General features: G+C 71.3%; 22 protein-coding genes. 13 read left to right on the forward strand and 9 right to left on the reverse strand.

All coding sequences use genetic code 11. The features are described from left to right. Window positions 1-76: 76 nt before the first annotated feature. Entirely contained in the window at window positions 77-1,429 is a 1,353-nt protein-coding gene (locus ACF07V_RS17565; protein ID WP_392155051.1) for a helix-turn-helix domain-containing protein, read from the reverse strand. Window positions 1,430-1,734: 305 nt separating this feature from the next. Between ACF07V_RS17565 and ACF07V_RS17570 the strand changes: the two genes are divergently transcribed. Next, complete coding sequence (locus ACF07V_RS17570; RefSeq protein WP_392155052.1) at window positions 1,735-2,004, forward strand: hypothetical protein; 270 nt, start codon at window positions 1,735-1,737, stop codon at window positions 2,002-2,004. Between the two features lie 17 nt (window positions 2,005-2,021). Here ACF07V_RS17570 and ACF07V_RS17575 read toward each other — a convergent pair whose 3' ends face one another. Then, window positions 2,022-5,039 carry a BTAD domain-containing putative transcriptional regulator gene (locus ACF07V_RS17575; RefSeq protein ID WP_392155634.1) on the reverse strand — a complete coding sequence of 1,006 codons (3,018 nt, stop codon included), beginning with the start codon at window positions 5,037-5,039 and terminating at the stop codon, window positions 2,022-2,024. 215 nt (window positions 5,040-5,254) lie between these two features. Here ACF07V_RS17575 and ACF07V_RS17580 point away from each other — a divergent pair, with 215 nt between their 5' ends. Then, entirely contained in the window at window positions 5,255-5,653 is a 399-nt protein-coding gene (locus ACF07V_RS17580) for a nuclear transport factor 2 family protein (protein WP_392155054.1), read from the forward strand. Window positions 5,654-5,732: 79 nt separating this feature from the next. On the opposite strand, the gene ACF07V_RS17585 is transcribed toward ACF07V_RS17580, so the two are convergent. The 3 genes from ACF07V_RS17585 to ACF07V_RS17595 form a co-directional block, all read right to left on the reverse strand. Continuing rightward, window positions 5,733-7,241, reverse strand: coding sequence for a right-handed parallel beta-helix repeat-containing protein (locus ACF07V_RS17585; protein ID WP_392155056.1), 1,509 nt, complete (start codon window positions 7,239-7,241; stop codon window positions 5,733-5,735). 260 nt (window positions 7,242-7,501) lie between these two features. Beyond that, complete coding sequence (locus ACF07V_RS17590; RefSeq protein WP_392155058.1) at window positions 7,502-7,909, reverse strand: hypothetical protein; 408 nt, start codon at window positions 7,907-7,909, stop codon at window positions 7,502-7,504. Window positions 7,910-8,079: 170 nt separating this feature from the next. Beyond that, entirely contained in the window at window positions 8,080-9,477 is a 1,398-nt protein-coding gene (locus ACF07V_RS17595; RefSeq protein WP_392155059.1) for an APC family permease, read from the reverse strand. Between the two features lie 386 nt (window positions 9,478-9,863). Between ACF07V_RS17595 and ACF07V_RS17600 the strand changes: the two genes are divergently transcribed. The 6 genes from ACF07V_RS17600 to ACF07V_RS17625 all read left to right on the forward strand — a co-directional run bounded on the left by ACF07V_RS17600 (window position 9,864) and on the right by ACF07V_RS17625 (window position 14,890). Continuing rightward, complete coding sequence (locus ACF07V_RS17600) at window positions 9,864-10,298, forward strand: ester cyclase (RefSeq protein ID WP_392155060.1); 435 nt, start codon at window positions 9,864-9,866, stop codon at window positions 10,296-10,298. Between the two features lie 122 nt (window positions 10,299-10,420). Then, entirely contained in the window at window positions 10,421-11,095 is a 675-nt protein-coding gene (locus ACF07V_RS17605) for a hypothetical protein (protein WP_392155062.1), read from the forward strand. 121 nt (window positions 11,096-11,216) lie between these two features. Beyond that, window positions 11,217-11,699, forward strand: a complete 483-nt coding sequence (locus ACF07V_RS17610; RefSeq protein ID WP_392155064.1) for a MarR family winged helix-turn-helix transcriptional regulator — start codon at window positions 11,217-11,219, stop codon at window positions 11,697-11,699. Continuing rightward, window positions 11,696-12,145 (forward strand): MarR family transcriptional regulator, encoded by a 450-nt coding sequence (locus ACF07V_RS17615; protein ID WP_392155066.1) that lies wholly within the window; start codon window positions 11,696-11,698, stop codon window positions 12,143-12,145. The genes ACF07V_RS17610 and ACF07V_RS17615 overlap by 4 nt, the downstream gene beginning before the upstream one ends. A gap of 90 nt (window positions 12,146-12,235) precedes the next feature. Next, window positions 12,236-12,625: an SSI family serine proteinase inhibitor gene (locus tag ACF07V_RS17620; protein ID WP_392155067.1), complete on the forward strand. Its 390-nt coding sequence runs from the start codon at window positions 12,236-12,238 to the stop codon at window positions 12,623-12,625. Between the two features lie 261 nt (window positions 12,626-12,886). Continuing rightward, on the forward strand, window positions 12,887-14,890 hold the full coding sequence (locus tag ACF07V_RS17625) for an ATP-binding cassette domain-containing protein (RefSeq protein WP_392155069.1): 2,004 nt from the start codon (window positions 12,887-12,889) through the stop codon (window positions 14,888-14,890). A gap of 107 nt (window positions 14,891-14,997) precedes the next feature. Here ACF07V_RS17625 and ACF07V_RS17630 read toward each other — a convergent pair whose 3' ends face one another. From ACF07V_RS17630 to ACF07V_RS17645, 4 genes are all read right to left on the reverse strand, one after another. Further along, window positions 14,998-16,203: an HTTM domain-containing protein gene (locus tag ACF07V_RS17630; RefSeq protein WP_392155070.1), complete on the reverse strand. Its 1,206-nt coding sequence runs from the start codon at window positions 16,201-16,203 to the stop codon at window positions 14,998-15,000. 1 nt (window position 16,204) lies between these two features. Then, window positions 16,205-16,942, reverse strand: coding sequence for a DUF5819 family protein (locus ACF07V_RS17635; protein ID WP_392155072.1), 738 nt, complete (start codon window positions 16,940-16,942; stop codon window positions 16,205-16,207). Window positions 16,943-17,079: 137 nt separating this feature from the next. Further along, entirely contained in the window at window positions 17,080-17,850 is a 771-nt protein-coding gene (locus ACF07V_RS17640; RefSeq protein ID WP_392155074.1) for a hypothetical protein, read from the reverse strand. 283 nt (window positions 17,851-18,133) lie between these two features. Then, a complete protein-coding gene (locus tag ACF07V_RS17645) occupies window positions 18,134-19,033 on the reverse strand; it encodes a hypothetical protein (protein ID WP_392155076.1) in 900 nt (299 codons plus the stop codon). 125 nt (window positions 19,034-19,158) lie between these two features. Between ACF07V_RS17645 and ACF07V_RS17650 the strand changes: the two genes are divergently transcribed. From ACF07V_RS17650 to ACF07V_RS17670, 5 genes are all read left to right on the forward strand, one after another. After that, the gene (locus ACF07V_RS17650) at window positions 19,159-20,325 is read left to right on the forward strand and encodes a CapA family protein (RefSeq protein ID WP_392155636.1); all 1,167 of its coding nucleotides are present in this window, start codon (window positions 19,159-19,161) and stop codon (window positions 20,323-20,325) included. A gap of 169 nt (window positions 20,326-20,494) precedes the next feature. Continuing rightward, window positions 20,495-22,738 (forward strand): HAMP domain-containing protein, encoded by a 2,244-nt coding sequence (locus ACF07V_RS17655; protein ID WP_392155638.1) that lies wholly within the window; start codon window positions 20,495-20,497, stop codon window positions 22,736-22,738. Between the two features lie 7 nt (window positions 22,739-22,745). After that, window positions 22,746-24,260: a poly-gamma-glutamate synthase PgsB gene (gene pgsB / locus ACF07V_RS17660; RefSeq protein ID WP_392155078.1), complete on the forward strand. Its 1,515-nt coding sequence runs from the start codon at window positions 22,746-22,748 to the stop codon at window positions 24,258-24,260. Between the two features lie 60 nt (window positions 24,261-24,320). Next, window positions 24,321-24,806 (forward strand): poly-gamma-glutamate biosynthesis protein PgsC/CapC, encoded by a 486-nt coding sequence (locus ACF07V_RS17665; protein WP_351182053.1) that lies wholly within the window; start codon window positions 24,321-24,323, stop codon window positions 24,804-24,806. 16 nt (window positions 24,807-24,822) lie between these two features. Then, window positions 24,823-25,902, forward strand: coding sequence for a C40 family peptidase (locus ACF07V_RS17670; protein ID WP_392155080.1), 1,080 nt, complete (start codon window positions 24,823-24,825; stop codon window positions 25,900-25,902). The last annotated feature ends 6 nt before the right edge of the window (window positions 25,903-25,908 follow it).

Below are 25,908 nucleotides of genomic sequence, written 5' to 3' on the forward strand. Positions count from 1 at the left end.
TCGGCGGCGGATCGGCAGTCGGGCGGCAGCGGTTCCGGCAGTCGTGCCGACTCCGCCGGCCGTACGGGGATGTCGCTCAGCGGGCCGGTGTCCGCACGCCGGTCGACGTGGCGGTGGAGCCGGCGGCGACGGCGCGGACCACGCGGAGCACGCGGAACGCGGAGCGGTCGCCGCCCGTGCCGGCGCGGATCACGCCGCTGACCAGGAGGTCGCGGACGGTGCGGCCGCAGTGCGGCAGGGGCATGCCGGTGAGCCGGACGACGTCCTCCAGGACGAACTCGTCCTCGCCCGCGGCGCACAGGGTGCCGATCAGCTGCCGGTGGGCTTCGGGCAGCGCGGACAGGGTGCGGGCGACGCGCTCGCGGAGCCGGGAGCCGGACGGGCCGTCGGCCAGGTGGTCGAGCAGCGGCGCCGGGTCGGACTCGACGATGTCGCGCAGGGTGGCCAGGTCGCAGACGGTCAGCCAGGAGGCCGCGGCGGAGAGGGCGAGGGGATGGCCGTCGAGGCGGTGGCCGACCCAGGCGATGTCCGCGAGGACGCGGTCGTCGGGAACGATGTCGGGGCGGACGTGGCGGAGTCGGCTGAGGAGGAAGCGGGCGGCGGGCGCGTCGGGACGGATGCCGTCGGACGGGTCCGGTGCCTCCAGCGGTGAGAGCAGGAAGAGGCGTTCGCCCGGGACGTTCCAGGGGTCGTCGGCGGTGACGAGCAGGCGCAGTGCGGGCAGTTCGCGCAGGAGCCGGGTCAGGCGGTGGAAGTCGAGGAGGGCGGTGTCGACGCCGTCGAGGACGAGGAGTACGGCCCGGTCGCCGAGCGCTCCGGACAGTTCGGGAGCGAGGTCGGACCGGCCGTCGCCGTGCAGGTAGGCGGCGCAGTCCGCCGCCAGGGCGGCGAACCGGTCGTCGCAGGGCGGCAGGCAGTCGGCGACCGCCCCGGGAGCGGTGTGCCACAGCACCGGGAAGCCGGCGTCGTGCAGCCGGGCTGCGGCCTCCAGGGCCAGTCGCGTCTTGCCGACGCCGCTCAGGCCGACGACGGTGATCAGCCGTTCGGCTCCGGAGCGCAGCTCCTCCGTGAGGACGGTGGCCTCGGCGTCCCTCTCGATCAGCGGGTGCAGCGGTACGGGCGGGGCCGGCCGTTCGGCGGTGAAGGGCCGGGGCCCGACGCCGCCCCGGTGGCCGCGCCGCACCGCGTCCTCCAGGGCGGTGCGGGCGCGGGGGCCCAGGCGCAGGCCGTCGGCGATCAGCCGGATCGTGTCGGCTCTCGGCCGCTGCGCCTTCCCCTTCTCCAGGTCGCGGATGGCCCGGACGCTGATGGTGGAGAGGTCCGCCAGCTCCTGCTGGGTCAGGCCGATACGGAGCCGGTGGCCACGGATGAGGGTGCCGAGCGCGGCGGTGGCCGTCACGGTGCCCTCCGGGGAGAGACTGGTCGTCATGAGAAGCTCCCGCTCGTCGAGTTGGGGCGGGCCCCCGGTGAACGGCCCGGTCGGGCCGCCGCCGGGGGCTGCGCCTCGCCGTCTGCTGGGCTCCATGCTCCGGACGCGCCTATTCAGGGGGCATCCCGGCACTAACGGGTGAGGATGCCGGGTGATAGGCGGCATCCGGGCCCGTGATAGCGGGGCGGGTGGTGGGCCGTCACGTGATAGCGGGGTGATAAGGCAGCGAGCGGTGCGGTGAATCCGCTTGTTCCTAGGTTGGTGGTCAGAAGGAAACGCCGCACACGACCGAGAGGCAGAATCCGATGACGAACACCACCGCCGCCGCCCGCAAGGCCCTCCGCGCCGCCGTCACCGCCGCGCTGATCGTCATCGTGACCGGCGCCGGCGTCCAGGCGAGCTGGGCCGACGGGACGACCGGCACCACCACGGAGCCGGCGCCGGTCTGCACCACGACGGGGACGACGACCACCGACGGCACCACGGGGACGACGACCACCGGCAGCACGACGGGGACGACGACCACCGGCAGCACCACCACCCCGTGCAGCACCGACAACAACCCCTGGGACTGACCGGTCCTCGTACGCGGTCAGCAGCCGGTCGCGAGCAGCCGCTCCGCTTCCGCCAGTTCCCGCCCCATCCGCCGCTCGCGGAACACCTCGACCGCCGGAACGAGCAGTTCCCGGGAGCGCCCCGGTTCCGCGTCGACGAGACGGGCGAGGTCGAGGCGCGCCAGCGCGCCCCCGCTAAAATCCATGACGCCCTCCCGCGCGGTCACCGCACGGTCGTAGAAGTCCCTGGCCCGGTCGGGACGGCCCATGATGACGAAGGCGTGTCCCAGATCGCGGAGCAGATGACCCTCTCCGATCACGTCGCCGGAGTCCCGGCAGAGTTCCAGTACTTCCGTGAAGGTCAGGACCGCCAGGTCGCTCCGGCCCTGTTCCAGCAGCAGCTGCCCCACGCGCCGCAGCGTCCTCGCCCGGCCGCCGGTGTAGCCGACCCCTTCGTAGATGTCGAGCGCCTCGTCCAACTGGCGCTGTGCCGCGGCGATCTCGCCCTGCCGCATCCGGATGTGCGCGCTCTGGGTGAGGACGATCGCGCGGCCCACCACGTCGCCCGCGCGGTCGAAGTCGGCCAGGGACCTCCGGTACAGCTCCAGGGCCGAGGTGTCGTCGCCGCTGCTGCGTGCGATGAGCGCCATGTCGCGCCGGCACAGCGCCTCGCCCATCGGCTCGTCGAGCGCCTGGAAGACGTCGAGTGCCGAGTTCAGTGCCTGTCGGGCCGTGTCGAACTGGTTGCGGCTCATGTAGAGCGAGCCGAGCGACGCCCGTACCGCGGCGGTGCCCCGCAGGTTCCCCGCCTTGCGGACGGCGGCCAGGGCGCTCAGGTGGGTCTGTTCCCACAGGTCGTAGTGACCGCGCACTTCGAACAGCGTGACGAGCGAGGTCGCGAGGTCCCAGCTGAGGTCGTGGAGGCCCGCGTCGGCGGTGTGCTCGACCATGCCGCACAGGGAGGCCTGTTCCGCGTCGAGCCAGGCCAGCGGGTCGGCGAGCACCTCGTCCGTGTAGGAGGCCGGGGGCTCCCAGCGGGGCGCGTCGCCGTGCAGGACGGTGAAGTCCCCTCCGTACACCTTGCGGTGGGCCTGCTGGGCCAGGTGCATCCAGCCGCCCGCCATCCGGGCGAGGGCCTCCTGCCGCACCTCGGGCGTGTGGTGGGCCGCGAGCTGTTCCCGCGCGTACACCCGGATGATCTCGTGGAAGCGGTACCGGAAGCCGCCGGTGCGCTCCACTCCGGCGACGTCCAGCATCTGCACGTCGACCAGCGGTTCCATCAGGTCCGAGGGAAAGGGCCGGCGGTCGTCGAGCAGCGCGCCCGCCAGCCAGCTCGGCAGGGTGGGCGCCTGCGCCATGCTCAGGAGCCGCAGCAGCCGGCGGTCCTCGGGCGCCAGGCCCTCGTAGGTCAGCGACAGGCTGGCGCGCATCGTCATCTCGCCGTGGGTCAGTTCGTCTAGCCGGTGCCGTTCGTTGGCGAGCCGCTGCACCATGGACGCCAGGGTCCAGTGGGGGCGTGCGGCGAGCCGGGCGGCGACGATCCGCAGGGCCAGGGGGAGCCGTCCGACCGTGCGGACCAGGGCCTCGGCGGCGGCGGCCTCGCCGGCGACGCGTTCCCGTCCGATGATCCGGGAGAGGAGTTCGAGCGCCCGGTCCTCGGCGAGCACGTCGAGTTCCACGCGGTGGGCGCCGGGCAGGGCGGTGAGGCGGGCGCGGCCGGTGACGAGGACGGCGCAGCCGCGGCTGCCGGGCAGCAGCGGCAGCACCTGGCCCTCGCCTGCGGCGTCGTCGAGGACGACCAGGACGCGGCGGGAGGCGAGTCGGGTGCGGTACATCTCGGCGCGCTCGTCGAGGGATTCCGGGATGAGCTGGCCGGGGATGCCGAGGGCGCGCAGGAATCGTCCCAGGACCTCCTCGGGGGTGGCCGGGGTGCCGGTCGTGCCGCGCAGGTCGCAGTAGAGCTGGCCGTCGGGGAAGCCGGTCTCGGAGAGCATGTGGGCGACGTGCACGGCGAGGGTGGACTTGCCGGTGCCGGGTTTTCCGGTGATGGCGGCGAGCCCGACGGTGGTGCGGCCGGGGCGTCCGGTCAGTGCCTCTTCCAGTGCGGCGAGCTGGCCGGTGTCGGAGACGAAGTCGGCGACGGCGGCGGGGAGCTGGTGGGGCACGGCGTCCTGCCGAACCGATTCTGCGGACGGCGGGGCGGTCGTCTCGGTGTCCTCCCCCGACTCCACGGCCGTGGGATGCGCCGGCTCCTCGTGGGAGGCCTTCTCCCCCGGTACGCGGACGGGTGCGGCTCCGGTGGGGGCGGGGAGCCGGCCGGCGAGGATCGCCGATTCGAGTTCCCTGAGCTCGCGGCTGGGTTCCAGACCGAGCTCCTCGGCGAGGAAGCGCCGCGCGGTGCGGAAGGCCTCCAGGGCCTCGGCCTGCCGTCCCGACCAGTAGAGGGCCTGGATCAGCTGGCCGCGCAGCTTCTCCCGGAGGGGGTGTTCATGGGTGAGCCGCTGCAGTTCGCCCACGAGGCCGTCGTACCGCCCGAGTTCGAGTTCGAGCTGGATGCGGAGTTCGACGGCGGTCAGGCGTTCCTCGTTGAGCTGGCGTGCCTTGTTCGCGAGCGGGCCGCTGTCGAGGCCGGACAGGCAGTCGCCCTGCCACAGCGTGACCGCGTTCCTCAAGAGTCGTACGGCTCCGTCGAGTTCACCCTGCTCGCGCAGGCGGCGCGCCCGTAAGACGAGGTCGGTGAATTGCGCGGCGTCCACGTTTCCCGCGTCGGTGTGCAGCACGTACCCCGGGGGGCGGGTGGTGATCGAGACCTGGCCGTCCGCCCCGGCGAGGAGCTTCCGCAGCCTCGACACGCAGATCTGCACCTGGGTGCGGGCGGTCTCCGGCGGGTTGTCCTCCCAGATCAGGTCCACCAGATGGTTGGTGCTGACCACCCGGTTCACTTCCAGGAGCAGCGCCGCGAGGATGACCTCCTGGCGCCCGGGCGGGAGCCGCAGCGGCCCGCCGGGGCCGTGGACCTGCAGCGGCCCCAGGACCCGGAAGGCGAGGGGCGACATGTCCGGGAGTTCCTGGGATCTGTCCCCGATGTCGTCCGTCACCGATTCCCCCACCAAAGAAACGAGTTGACACGTCAGGTCCGAGTGAGGACAGTCTCCACAACCACCCCCGCCCTGTCCATGCCGTGAAGATCCCGGTCGGAGATAGAGGGGGGATAACGCGGAGTTGGCGGCTCCCCCCAGAATCCTGGCCGAGAGTGAAAGGGGCTCAGCCGTTGAACCGCCAAGATGACACGAGCACCGGGTTGCCGGGACCGGCCGACCTGGTCACCGCCGCGGGAATCGACCATGTCCGCCTGGTCTACGACTACCTCGACGCCGGTGACCTGGACTCGTGCGCCTCCCTGCTGCACGACGGCGTGGTCCTCGAACTGCCGGGTCTGCCTCCGTTCCGCGGCCGTCCCGCGGTCCTGCACACCCACTTCGGCCGCACCCTGCCGAGGGCCCGCTACGAGATCGACCGGGTCGTGGGTCAGGACCGCAGCGTGATCGCCACGGGGCGGCGCGTGGTCCCGGGCACCGACGGACAGGACCTGCGCTTCGTCGACGTCTTCACGATCGCCGACGACGGAATGGTCCTCGCCTGGACGCGGTACTACCACGTGGCGCCGTGAGCGAGGACCGAGGACGGCCCCGGCCCGTCCTCGGTCCTCGGTCCTCGGTCCTCTGCCGGACGAAGGGGTCGGACAGGCCCTACAGGCCCGGTCCGTTGTACGCGCCGCGGTGCGGCTTCGTGGTCGCGCTCACCGGGTTGCCCCAGTAGTCGCGGCCTCCGTTGCCGCTGATGACGGAGCCGTTGTTCAGGCCGGGGGACGTGGCGCGCAGCTTGTAGCCGTCGACCGAGTGGATGGTGTCGCCGCCGGTGCCCGGGTTCACGAACTGCGGGTCGCCGGCGATGCCGTTGGCGGTCGGCCGGGGCACGCCCTGGAAGACGTTCCACAGCCAGGAGATCCCGGCGCCCGTGGGCAGTCGGGAGTCGGTGGTCCCCACCCAGACGTTGTTCTCGACGACGCTCTCGTCGGGGAGCGTGATGCTGAACTTCTTGTCGGTGCAGTAGACGACGTTGTTGTACATGTGCAGCGCGGACCGTCCGGCGCTGACGCTGCTCATCCGGCAGTCGTTCTCGGAGATGTTGTAGCGGATGATCTGCTGGGCGCCCCCGATGGTGCCGCAGCCGTCGCAGTCGAGGAAGAAGCCGCCGATGTTGTCGCGGCTGAAGTTGTACTGGATCGTGCAGGTGCCGGTGTTGCCCCAGTCGCAGTCGAAGGCCTGGCTGTCGGCGACGGACATCCGTGTGATGCCGTACACGGCGTTCTTCTGGATGGTCGGGTTGTGGTCGCCGAGCACCCAGATGCCGGCGAAGTTGCCGCCGGAGAAGGGATAGACGCCGTTGCCGACACCGGAGGCGTTGTTGTACTGGATCATGGGCGATTCGGCGTAGCTCGCGATGATGCCGTCGCCGCCGACGTCCTTGACGGTGTTGTTCTCGATCAGGACCCCGGTGCCCTTGACTGCCATGGCGCCGACGCGGATCTTGAGGCCGCCGCCGCCCGTGTTGCTGATCTGGTTGTCGTGGACGTGGACGTCGTTGAGGGTCGAGTTGGTGCCGCTCGCGCCGGTGACGATCGCGGCGGACTGGACGAAGTCCTCGGTGGTCGGGCTGTTCTTGTTCGTCTGGCCGGCCACCCGGTCGATGACGAGGTTGCCTATGTCGAAGCCGCGGTGCGCCGTGCCGTCGGTGGCGGAGATCCGCAGTCCGGTGCGGCGGGCGAGCGTGGAGGCGGGGTTGGTGAGCTTGAGGTTGCTGATCCGCCAGTGGTCCTGGTTGGTCAGGGAGACCGCGTTGGGGGCGCCGCCGCCGTCGATCACGGGCAGGGTGCCGGTGCCGTAGCCGGTGAGGACGACGGGGGCGGCGGCGGTGCCGCTGCCCTGCGGGGCGAGGGAACCCGTGCACGTGGTGCCGGCTGCGAAGGCGAGTGTGTCCCCGGGTCCGTACGTCTTCCCGTTGGCCTGTCCGATGCTGTTGAACGGCGCCGCTTGACTGCCGTCCCCGGCGGCCGCCCGCGAGCAGTCCACATAGGTGACACCGCCCGCGGCCGCGGCGGGCGTGCCGGTGAGGGCGGTGGTTCCGCCGAGTGCGAGGGCGGCGGCGATGAGCCCGCGGCCCAGCAACTGCCGTACGGGCAAAGCTCTGTCGGTCATGACGCAACAACCTTTCTGGCGGTCGGGTGCGGCCAGAAGTTAGGTGCGGCTCGTGATCGAGTCAATGCAATCCTGTCGATTGATCGAATTTCGATCAGCCTGTGGGCGATTGCTCGATCCCCTGCGCTTGCGTGAATCGCCCCGCCGGGCGAGGGCTCCGGTCCGACCACCCGCCCCTCCGGTCCGACCACCCGCTCCGCCGGGCCGGCCACCGCGCACCTCCGGGCCGGCCGGACCGCCCAACGACGAGGCCCCGCCCGTCAGAACCCCGCCACGGCCGGCAGGAGGCGCAGACGGCAGGCGTCCAGGGCGCTGTCGACATGAGCGTCGAGGCGCGGGTCGGGGGCCAGTACGGAAAGACGGTGCATGGTCAGCATCGCGTCCCAGGCCGAGGTTCCGGCCAGCGGCGACGGGCTCCAGACGACGTCTTCGAGGTGGGTCCAGAGGTGGCCCCCGAAGCCAAGGTGAATCGTTCCTGCCCGGGATTCCTCCTCGTCGAGGGCGCGACGCGCCGCCGTCAGGAAGGTCACGGCGTGCTCGGGCCCGAGCGCCGAGACGACGGCCCGGAGGTGGGAGGCGATCAGGGACGTGACCTCGGCCCAGCCGGCCATGTCACCGAAACGCTCGCACAGACGTACGTTCAACAGGTGTTCCATGTCAGTGGTCATGCATGCACAGATACGTTTCCGCTGCCCATGGCGTCCGTCACGACACGCGGGTGGTGGGGTCCACCCCCCGTACGGAGTGATCGTCGTACCCGCCGGCGCCGACCGGGGCACGCCGGAGGGCCGGGGCGCAAGACGCGCCCCGGCCCTCGGGTGGGATGGTGCCGGCGGGGTCAGACCTGCTCGTCCTCCGGGATGCTGACCAGCCAGCGGGTGTCCTTGCGGGGCCGCAGGTACAGCACCCAGTAGAGGGTGGCCACCGCCGTGATGCCGCCGGTCCACAGCAGGTACTGGGCGTCCTGCATGTAGAGGACGTAGGCGAGGACACCGATGAGGACCACCGGGATGGCCGGCCACAGCGGCATGCGCCACGCCGCGACCTCGCGGTGCGCGCCCCGGCGGCTGAACAGGGCGGCCACGGCGACCAGCAGGTACATGCCGGTGACGGAGACGCCGGTGACGCCGTAGAGGGTGTCGAGGTTGACGAAGCACAGGGCCGCGCCGGGGATGCCCACGACCAGGGTCGCCACCCACGGGGAGCCGAAGCGGCCGAGGCGGGACAGGGCGTTGTTGACGGGCTCGGGCCAGGCCTTGTCACGGGCCGACGCGAACAGCACGCGGGAGTTCTGGATGACCATCACGATGCCGGCGTTGATGATCGCGAGGGCGACGCAGAGGCTGATGAAGGTGCCGACGGCCGAGTTGGACCAGGCCGCGATCATGCCGCTGATGTCACCGCCGGTGAGGGTCTCCAGGTCGCCGGCGCCGAGGGTGATGGCGACGACGGGCACCAGGATGACGGCGGTCGAGATGGCGAGGGTGGCGAGCACGGTGCGGGCCACGGACTTGCGCGGGTTCTCCAGCTCCTCGGAGAGGTAGACGGCCGTCGAGAAGCCCTGGGTGATGAAGAGGGCGATGGCGAGGCCGGAGACGACCATGGCGCCGGTGACGAGCGAGTGCGTGCCGCCCTCGGCGGCGACCTGGCCGTGGACGAGGGAGCCGACGCCCCGCTCCGAGTGGGCGAAGCCGAGGACCGCGACGACGCCCGCGGCGATCACTTCGAGGACGAGGAAGATGCCGGTGATCCAGGCGTTGGCGCGCAGGTCGAGGAGGCCCGCGAGGGTCGCGAGGAGCATGACGCCGGCACCGGCGATCGGGGCGGGGATGTGCACCAGGGGCGCGAGGTAGTCGGCGGTCCCCATGGCGATCACCGGTGGCACGATCATCACCACCAGCAGGGACAGGACGAACACCAGCCAGCCGGCGAGACGGCCCGAGAGGGTCGAGACGATGGCGTACTCGCCGCCCGCGCTGGGGATGAGGGTGCCCAGCTCGGAGTAACAGAACGCCACGCCGATACAGAGCAGCGAGCCGATGGCGATGGTGAGGGCGGCGTACGTGCCGACTCCGTCGAACAGGTCGGGTACCACCACGAAGAGGGTGGAGGCGGGCGTCACGCACGACAGCGTGAGCAGTGTTCCGCCCACGACACCGATGGATCGCTTGAGCTTCTGCGGCACGGGGCCGGTCTGGGGGGCCAACGCGTGCGGCGCGCTGAGGGTGTCGGTCATCAGGCGGTTCCGATCGATGCGAGCGGTGGTTCTGAGCGGGAGCGGTATCGCCTCCGAGGCGGCTGGTGATCAGGTGGTTCCGTGAGCTCCCGGGCTGAATGGAAGCCTGAGCAGAACCGCAGGTCAATGGCCCCTTGGCTGCGGAATCCGTAGTTCCGACACGCCCGGGGCGACTGCCAGGGCGCTAAGAACGCGCCAAGACGGCGGAATCGCTCCGTGCGGGAACCGCAGCCCTCCGGCCAGGACTTTTCCCGCGCTTTACCGCCGCTCCACATTCCGGAACGCCGGACGACCCCGCCGGCGCCCCGACACGCCGTGTCACATCCCCGGCCGCCGTCTCGTCCTTCTTGCGAAACGCCCTACCCGAGAGCAGGAGGAGGCTTCCCGTGCAGGCAGCCGAGGCACAGAGCAACATCGCGGTGATCGAGCGCTTCCACGCGGCCACGAACAGTGGCGACCCGGCCCTCGTCGCGAGGGCCGTCGACGAGCTCACCGCACCGGACCTGGCCTTCCACGCCCCGGTGCCGACGGGCGCGACGGGTGCGGAGGCACTGAAGCAGGTCTGGGAGGTACTGCTCCGCGCGTTCCCCGACATCCACGTCACCGTCGAGGAGACGATCACGGAGGGCGACCGGGTGGTCTCCCGGAACACGGTGACCGGGACCCACCTGGGCGAGTACCGGGGCCTGCCGCCCACCGGGAAGTCCGTCGCCTACGGCGAGATCTTCGTCTTCCGCTTCGTGGCCGGACGGATCGCCGAGGTCCGGGGCGTCGTGGACGTCCTCACCCAGCTGCGGCAGCTCGGCGCGTTCCCGTCCTGACGGAGCCCGAGGGTCTTCACCGAGCTCAGAAGTGGCTCAAGTCCCTTGTTCCGGCGGACTCCTCGAAGGCAAGGTCAACTTCGCCATCGACCAATGGCACGCAATTCCAGGGGGACACGAGCATGAAGATCATGAAGACCGGCCTGTCCGCGTGCGCCGTCGCCGCGCTGCTCACCGGCACGGTCGCCTGCACGTCCGAGAGCGGCGGTACGGCCCCACGGCCCACGCACGCGGCCGCGACGGCGACGCCGACCGCGACGGCGTGCGCGGGCGGCACGTACACGTGGTTCAACGTCGACACACGGGAGGTCCTGACCGGCCTCGCCGAGAAGCAGAAGCTCGGCAAGGGTGGCGGCAGGCTGACGCACACGGTGTCGCCGCTCCACACGCCGCTCACCGCCGTCACCTTCGAGAAGGGTCCGCGGGTCGACCCGAAAGCCACACTCCACTCCCTGGGTGCCCGCATCGGGGACCCGGACGCCGTCGACGCCGAGGGCTACGGGTTCGCCGACGTCCACAGGGCGGCACCGAAGCTCGACTCCAAAACCGCCACCGTCCTGGGCGCCGGAACCTTCGTGGAGTACGCCTACGTACGCCAGGTCACCGGCGACTTCCTGTACACCTGCGCCGACGGAACGCGGGCGGCGGGCCGCGCGATCGGCTGGACCACGGACGGCTCGGGCCTCCTGGAGTGCTCCACGCCGATCGAGGACATGAAGGCCGACGAAGCGCCCAGGGAAGCGGCCCTCCTGTCCTGCGGCCCCGGGAGCGCTGCGGCCAGGACCAAGCAGGGCTGAGAAGGGCCGAGAAGGACGGAAAGGGGGCCGGGGGGCGGTTCACGGCCCCCGGCCCCTCGGTCACGGGATCCGAACGCCCGCATAGTAGCCATGTACATAGTAGCCATGTACTGTATCTCTCGTGAGTTCAGCAACCGAGAGCGCCACGGCAGGCTTCCTGGTCTGGCGCCTGTCGATGAAGTGGCGCGTGGCCGTCGACCGGGCGGTCGCACCGCTGGGCCTGACCCATGCCCAGTACGCCTTGATGGGGTCCCTGCACGGCATGGCGCGCGCCGGGCTCGAACCGAGCCAGCGGCAGCTCGCCGACCACACCGGACTCGAGCCGCTGTACGTCTCCAAGCTCGCCCGTGCGCTGGAGGCGGCCGGGCTCGTGGCCCGCGTCCGGGACCCCCACGACCCGCGCGCCATGCGGCTGTCGCTCACCGAGCAGGGCAGCGACGTCACCCGCCGCGCCATCACGGTGGTCCAGGGCCTCCTGGACCAGATGCTGGCGCCCCTCGGGGGACAGGACAGCCCGCGGGCGCAGCAGTTCGCCCGCGAGCTGGCGACGCTGCTCGACGCACCTCTTGATCCGCACACCGAGAACGACGAGGAGCCCTCATGACCACCACCGCACCCACCACCAACGGCCGCGTCATCGCCCTGGCGCACTACGCCTCGCGAGCCCTCCTGGAGGGCGTGCTGACCCGCCACGGCGCCACGTTCGAACAGAGCGTGACGCTCCGGGCCGTCGTCGTCGCCGGCGACTCCGTCGACCGGGACGCGCTCGTCTCCGACGTCATCGGCTCGCTGAAGGCCGACGAGACGCTCGTACGCGGCGTGATCGACGGGATGACGGACACGAAGCTGCTGGAACAGGATCCGGCACAGGCCTCCCGGCTGAGGCTCACGCAGGCCGGACGGGAGCTGTACGAGTCCACCACCTCCGAGACCGCCGAGATCTCCGCCCGGCTGTACGCCGACATCCCGGCCGAGGACCTCGCGGTCGCGGGCCGCCTTCTGACCCTCATCACGCACCGCGCGAACGCCGAGCTGGCAGCCCGCGCCTGAGTCCGCCCGGGCCGGCCGCGGGCCGGGGAGGCGCAGCCGTGACCCCATCGGACCAGGTGACCGCACCTCCCCGACCGCGTTGAACCTGCCATGAAGAAGATCATCGTCGCGCTGGCCGCGACCCTCCTGTCCGCCGGGCCGGTCGCCGCCGCAACCGCCGCCCCCACCGCCCTCGACGCCCACATCCGGCTCACCGCCACCCGCGCGCAGGGCGAGACCGTCCTCTTCGGTTCCGTGTGGCTCGACTGCCCAGGGGGCGAGCGGAACCACCCCCACGCACGCGCGGCGTGCGCCGACCTCCAGAGGGCCGGCGGCGACTTCGACCGGCTCCCGGGCGGGATCGGCATCTGCTCGAACGATGCGACCCCGGTCACCGTGACGGCCGACGGCACCTACCGGGGGCGGGAGGTCCACTGGGAGCGCACGTTCGTCGACGAGTGCGCCCTCGGTGTCGCGACCGGCCGGGTCTTCGACTTCTGACCCGGAAGACCCTCCGTCGGCGTTTCGGCCACTCTCCCCCGAGGTCTCGACCCACGCGCCGCAAGGGTCGATGCACCGGGCACGAACGCGCATTCGCTCTGCCACGGGGTTCGGGTGCCGTCCGAAACACATGTGTTCGACCGGCCCGGCCTTGTCGTTGAGCTCTCCGACCGCCCAGCCCCGGCTTCCGGAGAACGCCATGCACCCTCTTCCCCACCGTGTCGACGCCCCTCTCCTCGTACCCGATGCGAGGTGGACGGCATGACGACCACCACGGACGACGCATCGTCCACGGCCCCGGCCGAGACCGTCTCGGCCTCCGAGCGGCTGCTGTTCGGCGGTGAACTCGCCTACGACCAGGGCTGGAGCCAGCACCGCGGGACCTGGGTGAAGCTGGGCATGTGGCGCATGGCCGTGACCTTCCCCCGCCAGGTCGCGGTCGCCGTGCGGCTCGCCCGCCGGGCCGACCGGCGCGCCCTGTACACGGTGGCGGTCGGCGAGATCGGCCGCGGTGTCGCGCAGGCCTTCTCCCTGGTGGCGGTGAACGCGCTGCTGACCGAGCTGCTGGCGTCGGGAATCCTCGTCGACCGGCTCCGGGCGGCCCTGCCGTCCCTGGTGTTCGTCTCGGTGATGGCGGTCGTCTCCTCGCTGCTCAAGTCGGCGTCGACCGCCTCGACGGGGATCCTGGAGCCGAAGGTCCAGCGGGTCGCCACCGAGCGGTACCTGGGACTCGTCGCCCGGGTGGAGATGGACGCGATCGAGGACGACGCCTTCCACAAGCTGATGGACTCGGCGCAGTGGGGCGCCGACGGGGCCCGGCGGATGGTGGGCTACTGCACGGCCGTGGTCGCCTCGGCGATCTCCCTGATCGCGGCCGCGAGCGTGCTGACGGTCCTGCACCTGGCGCTGCTTCCGCTCCTCGTGGCGATGGCGCTGCCGAGTGCGTGGGGATCCCTGACGATGGCCCGGGCGCGGTACGAGAGCTGGCACCGGTTCGTCCAGCACGCGCGCGCCGCGCAGCTGCTCAGCCGGCTCCTGATCGACCAGCAGGCGGCCGGTGAGGTCCGGGTCCACGACGTGGGGCCCTTCCTCCTCGAGCACTTCCGGGGCATGGCGGAGACGAGCGAGCGGGAGCAGACCCGGCTCGCCTGGGTGGGGGCCCGCACGGGGCTGCTCGCCGACGGTGCCCGTGGTGTGGCCACGGTCGCCGCGTACGCCGTGCTCGGTCTCCTTCTCTGGAACGGGCAGATGGCGCTCGCCGTCGGCGGTACGGCGGTGCTCGCGATCCGGGCCGGGTCTGCGAGCATCACCGACCTGGTGCTGCGCGTCGCCGACCTCCAGGAGGAGTCCCTCTTCGTCGCCGACCTGGAACGGCTCTGCACCGAGGCCGAGCGGCGGGCGATCCCCGAGGTGGGCGTGGACCTGCCGGAGGACTTCGACGCGATCCGTTTCGAGAAGGTCACCTTCTCCTACCAGGGGGCCGAGGAGCCCTCGCTGCGGGAGGTGGACCTGGTCATCCCCCGCGGCAGGACCGTGGCCCTCGTCGGGGCGAACGGGTCGGGGAAGACCACGGTGTCCAAGCTGCTGTGCGGTCTGCACATGCCAGCGACCGGGCGGGTGATGTGGGGCGAGGTGGACGCGGCGGAGGCCTGCCGCGCCCGGCTCTTCTCCCGGGTCGCGATGGTCGCCCAGAACTTCCAGCGGTGGCCGTTCACCGCCCGGGTGAACATCGGGATCGGCCGGCCCGCCGGTGCGATCGACGACCGTGACATCGACGCCGCGGCCGCCTACGCGGGCGCCGACGACGTCGTGGCGAAGCTGCCCCGCGGCCTGGACACGCTGCTCGCCCGCGGCTATCAGGGCGGTCAGGAGATCTCCGGCGGACAGTGGCAGAAGATCGGACTCGCCCGGGCGCGGTACCGGAACGGACAGGTCCTGGTCGTCGACGAGCCGACCAGCGCCCTGGACCCGGTCGCCGAGCAGCGGGTCTTCGACCAGATCCACCGGCTCGCCGGTACGGGCCAGACCACCGTCCTGATCACCCACCGGCTCCACAGCGTCCGCCACGCGGACCTGATCTACGTCCTGGAGCGGGGCCGGGTCGTCGAGCACGGCACGTTCGAACAGCTCATGGACCCGGCCGGCGGCACCGGAGCCTTCCGGGAGGCGTACAACCTGCAGGCCCGCCAGTTCCTGGCGCCCGCCGTGCCCGGGCAGGCCGGGCGCTCCGACGGACATCCCGCGCCGGAGGAGACGACCGCCTGACGCCTCCCGGCCCGGGATTCCCGGCCCTGTCCGGACCGCCCGGGGGCGGGGGCGTCGACCGGCGCCCCCGCCCCCGGGCGGGAAGGAGTACGGGGCTGGGGAAGGGCTCAGGCGACCGGCGCTTTCCCGGACCTCGGCAGGAGCGGCCTCGGCAGGAGCTTCCTCGGCAGGCGCGCGCAGCGGGTGCCGAGGGCCATCAGGAACGCGGTGGGCAGGAAGACCGCGTCGCAGGTGACCATGGCCAGGGAGAAGAACGGGATGCCGAGGAGCACCGCGATTCCCATGTGTTCGAGCATCATGACGCCGAGCAGCACGTTCTTGACCTTGCGGTTGGCCAGCGTGAACGGGAAGGCCACCTGCAGCGCGACCGTCCCGTAGCTCATCACCAGGACCATCAGGGTGTTGGCCGCGAGCAGCCCGGAGAGCCAGGGCCAGGGCTCGAAGTACTCCAGGCTCAGCGCGTAGTGCAGGGCGCTGCCCTCCTGCCAGCGGGAGCCCTGGATCTTGTACCAGCCGGAGGTGGAGTAGATGAGGCAGACCTGGACGGCCACCGTCAGCATCGCCGTGTTGTGCAGCATCGCGGAGGCCGCGTCGAGCACGGCGCGGACCTCGGAGTCGGGGAGCCGGCGGCCGACGGCGTACCACAGACCCTGGACGCCCCAGAGGGTCCACAGGACCAGCGGCCAGCCCGTGTCCAGGCCGAACGCCACCAGCAGGAACAGTCCGGTGGCCGACCAGAGGGCGACTCCCGTGCGGTCGGCGCCCGAGGAGCCCTCGCTGTTCCGGCGGCGCGCGTCGAGGGACCAGACCTGGGCGCAGCGCGTGAAGACGAGGTAGATCACCATGATCTTCAGGACGTTGTCGCCGCCGTCGCCCACCAGGGTGTTGCGGTTCTCCAGCGACAGCACGCCGACCATGAGCAGCACGGACATGGTCCTGGTGCGCCAGCCGACCATGACCGCGACCGCCGCGGCGACGGTCAGGGTGTAGACGATCTCGAACCAGAGCCGGCCGTCGGACCAGTACAGAAGGCTGAAGCTGCCGTCCGTGCGGCTCAGTTCGAGGGCCATCTCGTACGACAGCGGGCTGCGGTCGCCGTACAGCACCCGCCGTTGGGGCCATTCCCGGAGGAGGAAGGCGGCGATGGTCAGGGCCAGTCCGATCCGGAGGACGGCGGCCTGGTACGGGGCCCGGGTGGTGCAGACGGCGTGTCCGAGTCGCGCGAGGGCCCGACGGGCGCGGGCCGGGCGGGCCTGCTCCGGCGGACGGGTCCACGTCGTCGGGCGGTCGGCGACGGGTGTTTCGGTGCTCACGTCACAGTCCCCTGTAGTCCTGGTCGGTCACCGGCCACCAAGGGAGCATCCGGTAGGTGGTGGTGTCGGGTGCGTCCTCGGAGCTCCACGATGGCGGCTGCACCATCGTGTAGCGGCCCGCGAGCTGCATTCCCGTGATCCGCTCGCCCTGCCAGTCGCGCCCGACCCGCTGGAGCGCGATGCGCCTGAGGTAGTCCACGGCGACCTTGCCGCGGATGCCCCTGGGGCGGTTGCCGGCGTCGAGCCAGGCCTCGGAGTTGTCCCAGGCGATGCGGAGCATGTTCTGGTGCACATGGCTGGGCGCCGGATTGCCCTGGATCTCCGCCACGTCCTGCGCGGTGAGGTTGATCCAGTCCGACGTGCGGACGGCTCTGTCCGTGCCCCCGGTCCTCAAGCGGACGCCGATGGCGTCGTTGCGCTGTTTCGGGTTGGGGGCGAACAGCTTCCAGTCCTGCGCGAACTCGGGCTGGACGTAGGAGTCGATCGCCTTGCCGTGGGTGGCTCTGAGGGCGTTGGCCGGCGCCAGGGTCAGGAAGATCATGGCAAGGTGCGTCACCAGGGCGCCGGCCAGCAGGACGGCGGTCGCGGTCAGCGCGACGGCCGCTGCGGGGGACCACCGGGGGCCGGTGTCCGGTGCCGTTGCCGGTGCGCCGTCGCTCGACCGCGGAGGGGGCAGGTGCCGCGTCGGCGCCACCGTAGTGGTGAGGGATTCGGCGGCGCATTCGCTGGAAGGTTCCATCACGTTCCTTCTTGTGGGCGGCCCGTGTGGTGGTGAACGACCACCACACGGGCCGCACGCCCGAGACGTCGCCGGTGAATTCAGCGTCGCCCGGTTGTTTCAGCGGCCGCTCGGCATGCCGGCGACCGTTCTTCGGTTCAGTTGAGGGGGCACGTCGCGGTGTTCTTGTCGGTCCAGGTCAGACCGGCGGCGGAGCTGAGCACGTCCGCGATGTCGTTCAGGACCTCGCCGCGGGGGCGAACGTACCAAGCGGCGAAATTGTTCGCGTTCTGCGGGTTCCAGATGTAGGTGAGCAGCGGATTCGCGGGCGCATTTGCCGCGACACCGGCGTTCGTGCGCGCGAGGGTGTCGGTGTAGGGAGGCGTGGGCAGGTCGCTCCAGGTCGACGTGGCCGGGTCGTAGGGCGCCGGCCAGTTGTCGAGCCCCCGGTTGAACCAGTAACCGGGCGAGCACCACTGGTTCGGCGGCGGGGGCGTGGTGGTGGCGGTCGTCGCCGTGGTGGACGTGGTGGCGGTGGTGGCGGTGGTGGATGTCGTCTGGGTCGTGCTCGTGGTGCTGGTGGTGCTGGTGGTCGTGGCCGTCTGGCCGTTCTGGCCCGTGGTGCCGGTCAGGCCGATGAGCCCGGTCGTGAGCCCGAGGTCTCCGATGATCGTCGGGGCGAAGACCGCGTTCTGCGTGCAGTAGCCGAACGTGCCGCCCTTGCAGCTGTGGTCCAGGTCGTACGTGCCGCCCTTCCCCTTGTGGTGCTCCTTGTCCTTGTCCCCGTCGCTGTGTGCCGGGGAGAGCGTGCTGCTCTGGTTGTGCGCCGTCCAGGGGTGTTCCCAGCCCAGTGCCTGGGAGACGGTGGGGGTGCCCATTCCGAGGGCGAGTACCGAAGCTCCCACCAGCAAGGCTCGTGTGGCCCGCATGACGATCCTTTCCCTGATTTCCGCACGGGATGAGAGATCCCGCTTGTTCAAGCGAGAATTAGAGCAACGCCGGTCCATGAAAACAAATAATCCGGCCGTGATTCGTCCGTGTGATGACGGGAATACATCGCAGGGGCTAGATCTCATCGCATTTACCGACCACCCGCAGGCAAATGCAAACAAATATCCGCCGAACTCACAGGGGAATTCGGCGGACCTGGCGAAGGGAAACGGACGCCCCTGGCGGGGCGTCCGTCGAGATCTTTCGTCGGGAGGGGCCGACTCAGGGGCGCCCCGTGGCCGACCACGCTTCGAGGAGGCCGGAGAGGGCCGTCCGCGTCCGGGCGGCCTTCGTCGTGTCGCCGTCCCTCGCCGCCGGGGCGAGTTCGGCGTGGATGAAGGCCGTGCGGTGGCGTTCCGCCGCCTTCCCCTGGACGTTCATGGCCCCTTCCAGGGGGCATCGGTCGGACCACCCCCTGCAGACGCGAAGTCCGCGGGCCTCCATGCGCGCCGCCAGGGTCGCGACCTCCTCGGGTGCGGTCCGCGCGGCGCCGGTGGAGAGGATGGCGTCGTAGGGGCGGTCCGACGCCTCGGCGAAGCCGTGCAGCTGAAGGCCGGGAATGCCACGCTTCTGCAGTTCCATGACGATCGCGTGGAAGACGCTGTCGGTGCGATGGGCGACGTCCGCCGCGTCTCCCCGACCGGAGGTGCGGTGGGCGCCGGCGAGGACGAGAGAGCCGCCCGGCGCGTTCTCCAGGAGTTCGGCGCCGAGGGCCTCGGTGCCGCGGTCGGCCACCGGGTGGGGCACCTGCACGCTCCAGCGGACGGCGGCGTCGGCGTTGACGTAGAGCCGCCCCCATCGCGCCTCGGCCCCGGTCCCGAGGGCGGCGACCTCGTCGTAACGCCGGCCGGAGGCGGAGTCGGTGAGCCTGGTCAGGCGGAAGCCGACGGCGGCGAGGCCCTTCTCGGCCTCTTCGAGCTCGCCGTCCAGGAGGTGACCGACACCGCGGGCGAGAGCCTCGCGCCGGGCGTCGCCCGGGGGCATGTAGGGCGCTCGGGCGCCGGCCTGCTTTCCGTACGCGACGATCCGGTCGTCGAGGTTCACGAGCTCACGGGCATGCGGACGCTCCGCTTCCGTGTCGCCACTCGCCGTTGATGCGCAGCCGAGAAGGGAGAGTGTCATTCCGACAGCGAACAGCAGGTGAAGAAAAAGTGATGATCTCGTGACGCCCTGAGCATAGTCGATCTTGAAGCCCGTGTGAAGATCGGCCGGTGACATTCTGCGATTCTCTCCCCATAGGTCGTGCACTGACAGTGACGGCGGCCCTCGCCGCTCTCACCGTCGGCTGTGCGTCCGCTCCCACGGAGCCGCAGAGCAAGCCCGGCGGGCGTTCGTTCACCGTGGCCGCCGCGGGAGATGTTCTCATCCACCCGGAGCTGGTCGAGCAGGCCGCCCGGGACGCGAAGAAGACGGGCAAGGGAGAGGCCGGACTGGACTTCGGCCCGCTGATGGCCGGTGTGAAGCCGGTGATCAGCAAGGCCGACCTGGCCATCTGTCACATGGAGACGCCGGTCGGCTCCCCCCGGGGACCCTGGCAGGGGTATCCGGAGTTCCTGGTGCCGCCGCAGATCCTCACGACCCTGAAGGACGTGGGATACGACACCTGCTCGACGGCCTCGAACCACACCAACGACCACGGCCTCAAGGCCATCCGCACCACACTGAACGCGATGGACCGGGTGGGGCTCGGTCACACCGGGTCGGCCCGCACGCCCGAGGAAGCCCAGAAGATCAACATCCGCGACGTCAAGGGCGTCAAGGTGGCACACCTGGCCTACTCGTGGGAGTCCTTCCTCAACCCGACGTCCGACAAGGAACGCTGGTCGTTCAACCGGATCGGCACGGACGAGATCAAGAAGGCCGAGAAGCGAGCCCGGGCGCAGGGCGCCGAAGTGGTGATCCTCTCGCTCCACTGGGGCCTGGAGCACTACAACGAGCCGAGCGTCCCCCAGCTTGAGCTGGCCGAGCGGATCACCCAGGAGACCGGGATCAATCTGGTGATCGGTCACCACGCGCACGTGGTGCAGCCGATCCAGAAGCTGAACGGCAAGTGGGTCGCCTACAGCCTGGGCAACCAGGTCGCCCGGCACTCCACGCCCACGGGGCTGACCGAGGAGGGGGCGATCGGCTGGTTCGAGTTCCGGGAGACCGCCTCCGGCTGGGACGTGTCGGCCCGCTACCGCACCACCCTGGTGGACGTCCCGCCCGACGCCGAGCCCGGTGAGAAGCTCCCCGAAGGCGCCGTCCAGGAGCACCGGCTCGTCGACGTCCGGCACATGCTCGACCACCCGGACGACCTGACCTCGGACCGCCTCTCCCGCTACCGCCTCGCCGCCGAACGGACGCGTGGCTTCCTCTTCAACCGAGGAGCTCCGGGGGGCGACGGCCTGGCCGAGCTCTCCCTGGAGTACTGAGCCCTCGCACCGTCCGTTCCGTGCGTTCATCACCGCGGCCGCCCGGGCCCACGTCAGTGGCGGCCCGTGTGTGCGGCGGCAGTCGGAATCAGAAAGAGCAGCAGTGACATCGACCAATGCCGCGTACCGCGTGCGAGGAGGGCGGCGCCGGAGCCGCAGGCGCGCCGACATGCCGCTGCTCGGCGGCATCCGCCCGCCGATCGCGGTCCTGTGCGTGCTGATCCTCGGCCTGGCCGGCCTGACGGCCAAGGTGCTCGGTCCCGGCAAGGACACGGTGGTACCGCCGGCGGTGCTGTCCTCTCAGCAGTACTTCGCCGAGGACGGCGCCATCGCGCTGCGCGCCTCGATCGACGAGCGGGTCACCGACCTGGAGCGGACCGCCGCCGCGCTGAGCGCGGGGCGCCCGGTGAAGCCCGAACGGATCCTCACGGACCTGGGCCGGACCTACCAGAAGTGGACCGGCACCACGGTCGTCGACCTGGAGAGCGGGGACGTCCTCGCCGCCCGAGGGGAAACGATTCCCCTCTCCTGGCTGGACAAGGACGTCCTCCTCGGCAAGCAGGCCCTGACACCCCGCATGGTGCGGCTGGAGGCCGGCGACGTCCGCCTGATGACGATGGCCGTACTGGACTGGCCCGACCGGCCGCAGCAGCTGCTGCTCGCGTCCAGCAGCCTGTCCGTGCCGGCCATCAACCTCGGTCCCTTCCGCAGCATGGCCGTGGTGGCCGAGAACGGCGAGATCCTCGGCACGGCCGGCTTCGAGCAGGCCGAAGCGCTCAACTCCGACCAGGAGCGCCAGGAGCTCTCCTTCCTCCACCAGCAGATGAGCCGCCTCGCCGACCAGGCCGCGGTGCGCACCGAACAGCACCCTGTCAGCGCGAAGGAGCCCGGCTCGCGGGGCTACCCCGGTGTCAGTGGCACCCTCCTGGGCGGCGAGTACAACGGCCGCGTCGCCACGGCCGGCTACGCCTCGCTCGCCGCCGCCAACCCGGAGGAGAAGCAGAGCCAGGCCGCCGGTCTCGGGCTCACGGTGGTGGCGCTGCTGCCCTCGGTCAAGCAGTCGACCTCCGACCAGGGCCTCGAGCTGTACGGCCTGGCGGCCGCGGGCGTCCTCGTGCTGCTCGGGCTCCTCGCGGTGACCGTCCTCTGGGCGACCGTGCAGCGGCCGCTGCTGCGCCTGTTCCTGGAGTCCCGCCGGCTCGCCCGCGGCGATCTGACCCGTCCGGTCTCCGTGCCCCGCTGGGGAGAGGCCGCCCGCATCGGTACCGCTCTCGAACGCCTGCGCCGGCAGCTCGCCGGTGACGGCGCGGACTCCGGTGCCGCCCCGCGCCGGCGGACCCTGGTCGGCGGGCGCGGTCCGCTGGTGGTGACGGCGGCGCTGCTGCTCCTGTGGTGCGTCCCCGTCGGCCTGCTCCTGAACCGCACGGACGACTCGGTCAGCGTGCCGGCCCCCATGGTGAACGACCAGCGCGACCGTACGGACCTGATCGCCGACCGGCTGCGCAGGGCGCTCAACGAGGCGCAGGCCGACATCGTCTCCACGGCCCGTCTGATCGGGGAGGAGAACCCCGAGGACACCGGCCGGCTCCTTGAGGAGGCGCTCCTCAAGCACCCCCGCTACCGGTCCCTGTACGTCGTCGGCGCCGACGGCGAGATCACCGCGCGGGCGGGCTCCGAGCCCCACGACTGGAGCCGTGGCAAGGACCTGCCGCCGGTCCGGGTGTCCGGGCAGGGCGGCAAGGAACCGATCGTCCAGGCCGGCGCCCCGCTGCCGGAGCGGGAGGGCGGCACCCTGGTCGGCGAGATCCGGGTGGAGTTCCTCAACTCGCTCCTCGCCCGGCCGGGCCTCGGGGACGTGCGTGTGGTGGACGCCGCCGGGCAGACCGTCGCCGCCGGCAACGGCTTCCTGGCGTTCGAGGAACTCCCCGACGGCCCCCTGACCGACCTCGTCCGGGCCGCCGGCATGCGCGTCGGAGCCGGTCCCGTCGAGAACGGCCTGCTCATCCGGGAGGGCAACGGCGTCACCGTCGCCGCTGCCGCCCCGTTCTCCGGCGGCGGCGTCACGGCCGACATCGGCTGGACCGTCGTCAGCCACCAGGACGCCTCGCGCTTCCAGATCGCCCCGTACGAACGCGAGGACCGCAGCGTGCTCGCCGGAATGCTCGGGCTCGCCGCGATCATCTTCTGCCTCGGCTGGGTCCACCTGGTGGTCGTACGGCCGCTGCGCGCCCTCGCCGTCAGTGCCGAGAAGCTCGTGGACGGCGACCTCAAGACCGTGCTGTACCCCCGGTACCAGGACGAGGTGGGCGCCGTCGTCCGCAGCCTCGAACTGCTGCGCCAGCAGGCGCAGGCCCACAGACACAACCAGGCGCGCCGGTCCGCGGAGACCCGGCCCGGCGTCGGCGGAAGGTGACAAGGCCGTGCTCTACCTCTACTTCGTCCTGCTGATCAGCGGGGTGCTCCTGCTGATCGCGGGCATCGTGGAACAGCGCCGGCACTACGCGGCCCTCCACACCATCCCGACCCGGGTGCTCGTCAACGGCATCCGGGGCAAGTCGTCCATCACCCGGCTGTGCGCGGGAGCACTGCGCGGCGGCGGCCTCGTGACCGTCGCCAAGACGACGGGCACGGCGGCGCGCTTCATCCACCCCGACGCGACCGAGGAGCCGGTCTACCGGAAGTTCGGCATCGCCAACGTGGTGGAGCAGATCGGCATCGTGCGCCGGGCCGCCACCTACCGGCCGCACGCCCTCGTCATCGAGTGCATGGCCGTCATGCCGGCGCTCCAGGAGGTCAACCAGAGCAAGCTGATCCGCTCCACGATCGGCGTCCTGTGCAACGTCCGCGAGGACCATCTCGCCGAGATGGGCCCCACCCTGGACGACGTGGCCCGCTCCCTGTGCCGCTCGATGCCGGAGAACGGCATCTGCGTGACGGCGGAGAAGGAGCGCTTCCACATCCTTCAGGAGGAGGCGAACGCCCGGAACTGCCGGCTCGTGTACGCCGACCCCGAGACGGTCAGCGACGCCGAACTGCGCGGCTTCAGCTGGTTCACGTTCAAGGAGAACGTCGCGATCGCCCTGGCGGTCGCGGAGCTCCTCGGCATCGACCGGGAGGTCGCGCTGCAGGGCATGTACGACGCCCCGCCGGACCCCGGTGTCCTCTCGGTGGAGCGCTACGTCACGCCCGCCAACCGGCGCCTCGCCTTCGCGAACGTCTTCGCCGCGAACGACCCCGAGTCGACCCTGATGAACGTCAACCAGCTGCTCGACCTCGGGGCCGTCGGCCGCCCCCTGAACGTCGTCATCAACTGCCGTCCCGACCGCGTCGAACGCAACGGGCAGATGGGCGAGATCATCCCCGACCTGCGGCCGGACAACGTCTTCGTCATCGGTCACCCCGCGAAGAGCGCCATCGACGCCATTCCCGCCGCCTGGCGGGACCGGGCGGTCGACCTCGGCGGCGACCGGCGACCGGCCGAGGAGTTCATGCCGGCCCTGCTGGGGCGGATGCCCGACGGCTCCTCGCTCGTCGCCATCGGCAACATCCACGGCCAGGGCGAGGAGCTGCTCGAATACCTCGCCGAGCTGCCGGCCGACGACAGCACCGACGACGGCGCCGACCAGTACGCCGAGTACGGCACGGACGGCACCTGGCCGCAGCAGGCGCCGGCGGGCCACGCCCAGCCGCCGCGCCTGGACCCGTACGCCTCCTACCCCCTGGCCCAGGAGGAGCGGTACCAGGCCGCCCAGACCCAGGAGATCCCGCTGGTGCGAATCCCGCTCCAGCCCACCGGCGTCCACCCCGGGCCGGTGGTGCTCACCGCCCATCGGGACCCCGACGACGGGTGGAGCGTGCCCGGACCCGAGGAGTCCTTCGGCTGGTTCCACCAGCCGCCCCACCAGGGCGACGACCGCACCCCTCCGCACTCCTGACCCGCCGGTCCCCCACCGACCGCCCGCCTCACCACCCGTAACCGCGCCCGGAGCCCCCCGTTGACCACCGCCGCACTGACCCCCGAGATGGCCGCCCTGGGCATCGCCATCGGTCTGCTGTTCTCCCTGCTGTGCTACCTCACGACCAACCTCTCCCCCGGCGGGATGATCACCCCGGGCTGGCTCGCCCTCACCCTCATCGAGGACCTCCAGCGCGCGGCCATGGTCGTGGGCGTCACCGCACTGACCTACGCGGGCACCAAGGTCATGCAGCGCCTTGTGATCCTCTACGGCAAGCGGCTGTTCGCCGCGGTGGTCCTCCTCGGGGTGCTGCTCCAGGCCACGGTGATGATCGTCCTCTCGCTCGAGTTCCCCCTGCTGTACGGCAACCAGACCCTCGGGTTCATCGTGCCCGGCCTCATCGCCTACCAGCTGGTCCGCCAGCCCAAGGGACCCACGCTCCTGGCGACGGCCTCCGTCTCGCTCCTGGCCTACATCGTCGTCGCCGCCGGCCTGCTGCTCGGCGTCATGCCCGCCGCCGCCTGAGAACCAAGGAAGAACCATGGCAGGGAAGAAGAAGTCACGACCGCTCCTCTCGGGCCTCGCGGTGCTCGGGCTCGTCGCGACCTCGGGGTACCTCACCCTGGAGCTGCGCAAGCAGGAGGACCGGGGCGTCACCGAGGTACGCAACGTCGGCGTGCTCAACGGGACCGGGAACCAGGCGGGCGCGGCCGACCCCACGGGCGGGGAACGGTGGTCCCGCCTGGAGAGCCCCGCGCGCAGCGTGCTCCGCGGCGCCGACGGCCAGGTCGAGGCGGTCCTCACCGACGGCGCGCGCACCGCGAAGCTCACGGGCCCGGCGCGCACCTTCGCCGAACCGACCTCGACGGCGTCCAAGGTCTCCACGACCGACTGGATCCGGCTCATGCCGAAGCCCTGGGCCAAGGGCGCGGAGAACGAGAAGTGGTTCAAGGACTGGTACGACGAGAACAAGGAAAGCAAGGAGGACGACATCTTCGCGTTCGCCTTCCAGTACGTGGCCGGCGCGCCGCAGCGCAAGGACGAGCAGGGGCGCGTCTTCGCGGGCGACGCGAACTTCGGACCGCTGAACAGCACCGGAGCCGAGGGCGGGGACCTCCGCCTGGAGCAGTCCGACTTCTACGACTACCTCGGCCTCCCGTACCCCTTCCGGGACGGCGCCGTCGGTACACCGGAGGCCCTTCGGGCCCGCTCGCTCGACTGCTCCGGCTTCATGCGCATGGTCCTCGGGTACCGCGCGCGCTACCCGCTGATGTCTTCGGACAAGTCCGGCGACGGCCTGCCGCGCACCGCGAACGGCATGGCCCGTTCCGACCAGGGCGTCGACGTCCTGCCGCTGACCGGCATCGCCGCCAAGGACCGCCCCACCGCCATCGACCAGCTGCAGCCGGGCGACCTCGTCTTCTTCAAGCTCGACACGCGCACGGGGCAGCGGCTCGACCACGTCGGCATGGTCCTCGGTCACGACACCGAGGGGCACCTGATCTTCGTCTCCAGCCGCGAGGAGGTCAACGGCCCCACGATCGGCGACATCGGCGGTGTCTCCCGCCTCGACGGCAACGGCTACTACGCCAAGACCCTGCGCAGCGCGAAGCGCCTCTGAGGACCG

The sequence above is a fragment of the Streptomyces sp. NPDC015661 genome (assembly GCF_043077765.1).
In the GTDB taxonomy this organism is placed as follows: Bacteria; Actinomycetota; Actinomycetes; order Streptomycetales; family Streptomycetaceae; genus Streptomyces.

What these genes read in the sequence shown, in the direction of transcription:
- ACF07V_RS17565 (WP_392155051.1), bottom strand. Translation starts at nt 1,429, where the DNA reads ATGACGACCAGTCTCTCCCCGGAGGGCACCGTGACGGCCACCGCCGCG.
- ACF07V_RS17570 (WP_392155052.1), top strand. Translation starts at nt 1,735, where the DNA reads ATGACGAACACCACCGCCGCCGCCCGCAAGGCCCTCCGCGCCGCCGTC.
- ACF07V_RS17575 (WP_392155634.1), bottom strand. Translation starts at nt 5,039, where the DNA reads ATGTCGCCCCTCGCCTTCCGGGTCCTGGGGCCGCTGCAGGTCCACGGC.
- ACF07V_RS17585 (WP_392155056.1), bottom strand. Translation starts at nt 7,241, where the DNA reads ATGACCGACAGAGCTTTGCCCGTACGGCAGTTGCTGGGCCGCGGGCTC.
- ACF07V_RS17590 (WP_392155058.1), bottom strand. Translation starts at nt 7,909, where the DNA reads ATGACCACTGACATGGAACACCTGTTGAACGTACGTCTGTGCGAGCGT.
- ACF07V_RS17595 (WP_392155059.1), bottom strand. Translation starts at nt 9,477, where the DNA reads ATGACCGACACCCTCAGCGCGCCGCACGCGTTGGCCCCCCAGACCGGC.
- ACF07V_RS17605 (WP_392155062.1), top strand. Translation starts at nt 10,421, where the DNA reads ATGAAGATCATGAAGACCGGCCTGTCCGCGTGCGCCGTCGCCGCGCTG.
- ACF07V_RS17615 (WP_392155066.1), top strand. Translation starts at nt 11,696, where the DNA reads ATGACCACCACCGCACCCACCACCAACGGCCGCGTCATCGCCCTGGCG.
- ACF07V_RS17620 (WP_392155067.1), top strand. Translation starts at nt 12,236, where the DNA reads ATGAAGAAGATCATCGTCGCGCTGGCCGCGACCCTCCTGTCCGCCGGG.
- ACF07V_RS17625 (WP_392155069.1), top strand. Translation starts at nt 12,887, where the DNA reads ATGACGACCACCACGGACGACGCATCGTCCACGGCCCCGGCCGAGACC.
- ACF07V_RS17635 (WP_392155072.1), bottom strand. Translation starts at nt 16,942, where the DNA reads ATGGAACCTTCCAGCGAATGCGCCGCCGAATCCCTCACCACTACGGTG.
- ACF07V_RS17640 (WP_392155074.1), bottom strand. Translation starts at nt 17,850, where the DNA reads ATGCGGGCCACACGAGCCTTGCTGGTGGGAGCTTCGGTACTCGCCCTC.
- ACF07V_RS17645 (WP_392155076.1), bottom strand. Translation starts at nt 19,033, where the DNA reads ATGACACTCTCCCTTCTCGGCTGCGCATCAACGGCGAGTGGCGACACG.
- ACF07V_RS17655 (WP_392155638.1), top strand. Translation starts at nt 20,495, where the DNA reads ATGCCGCTGCTCGGCGGCATCCGCCCGCCGATCGCGGTCCTGTGCGTG.
- ACF07V_RS17670 (WP_392155080.1), top strand. Translation starts at nt 24,823, where the DNA reads ATGGCAGGGAAGAAGAAGTCACGACCGCTCCTCTCGGGCCTCGCGGTG.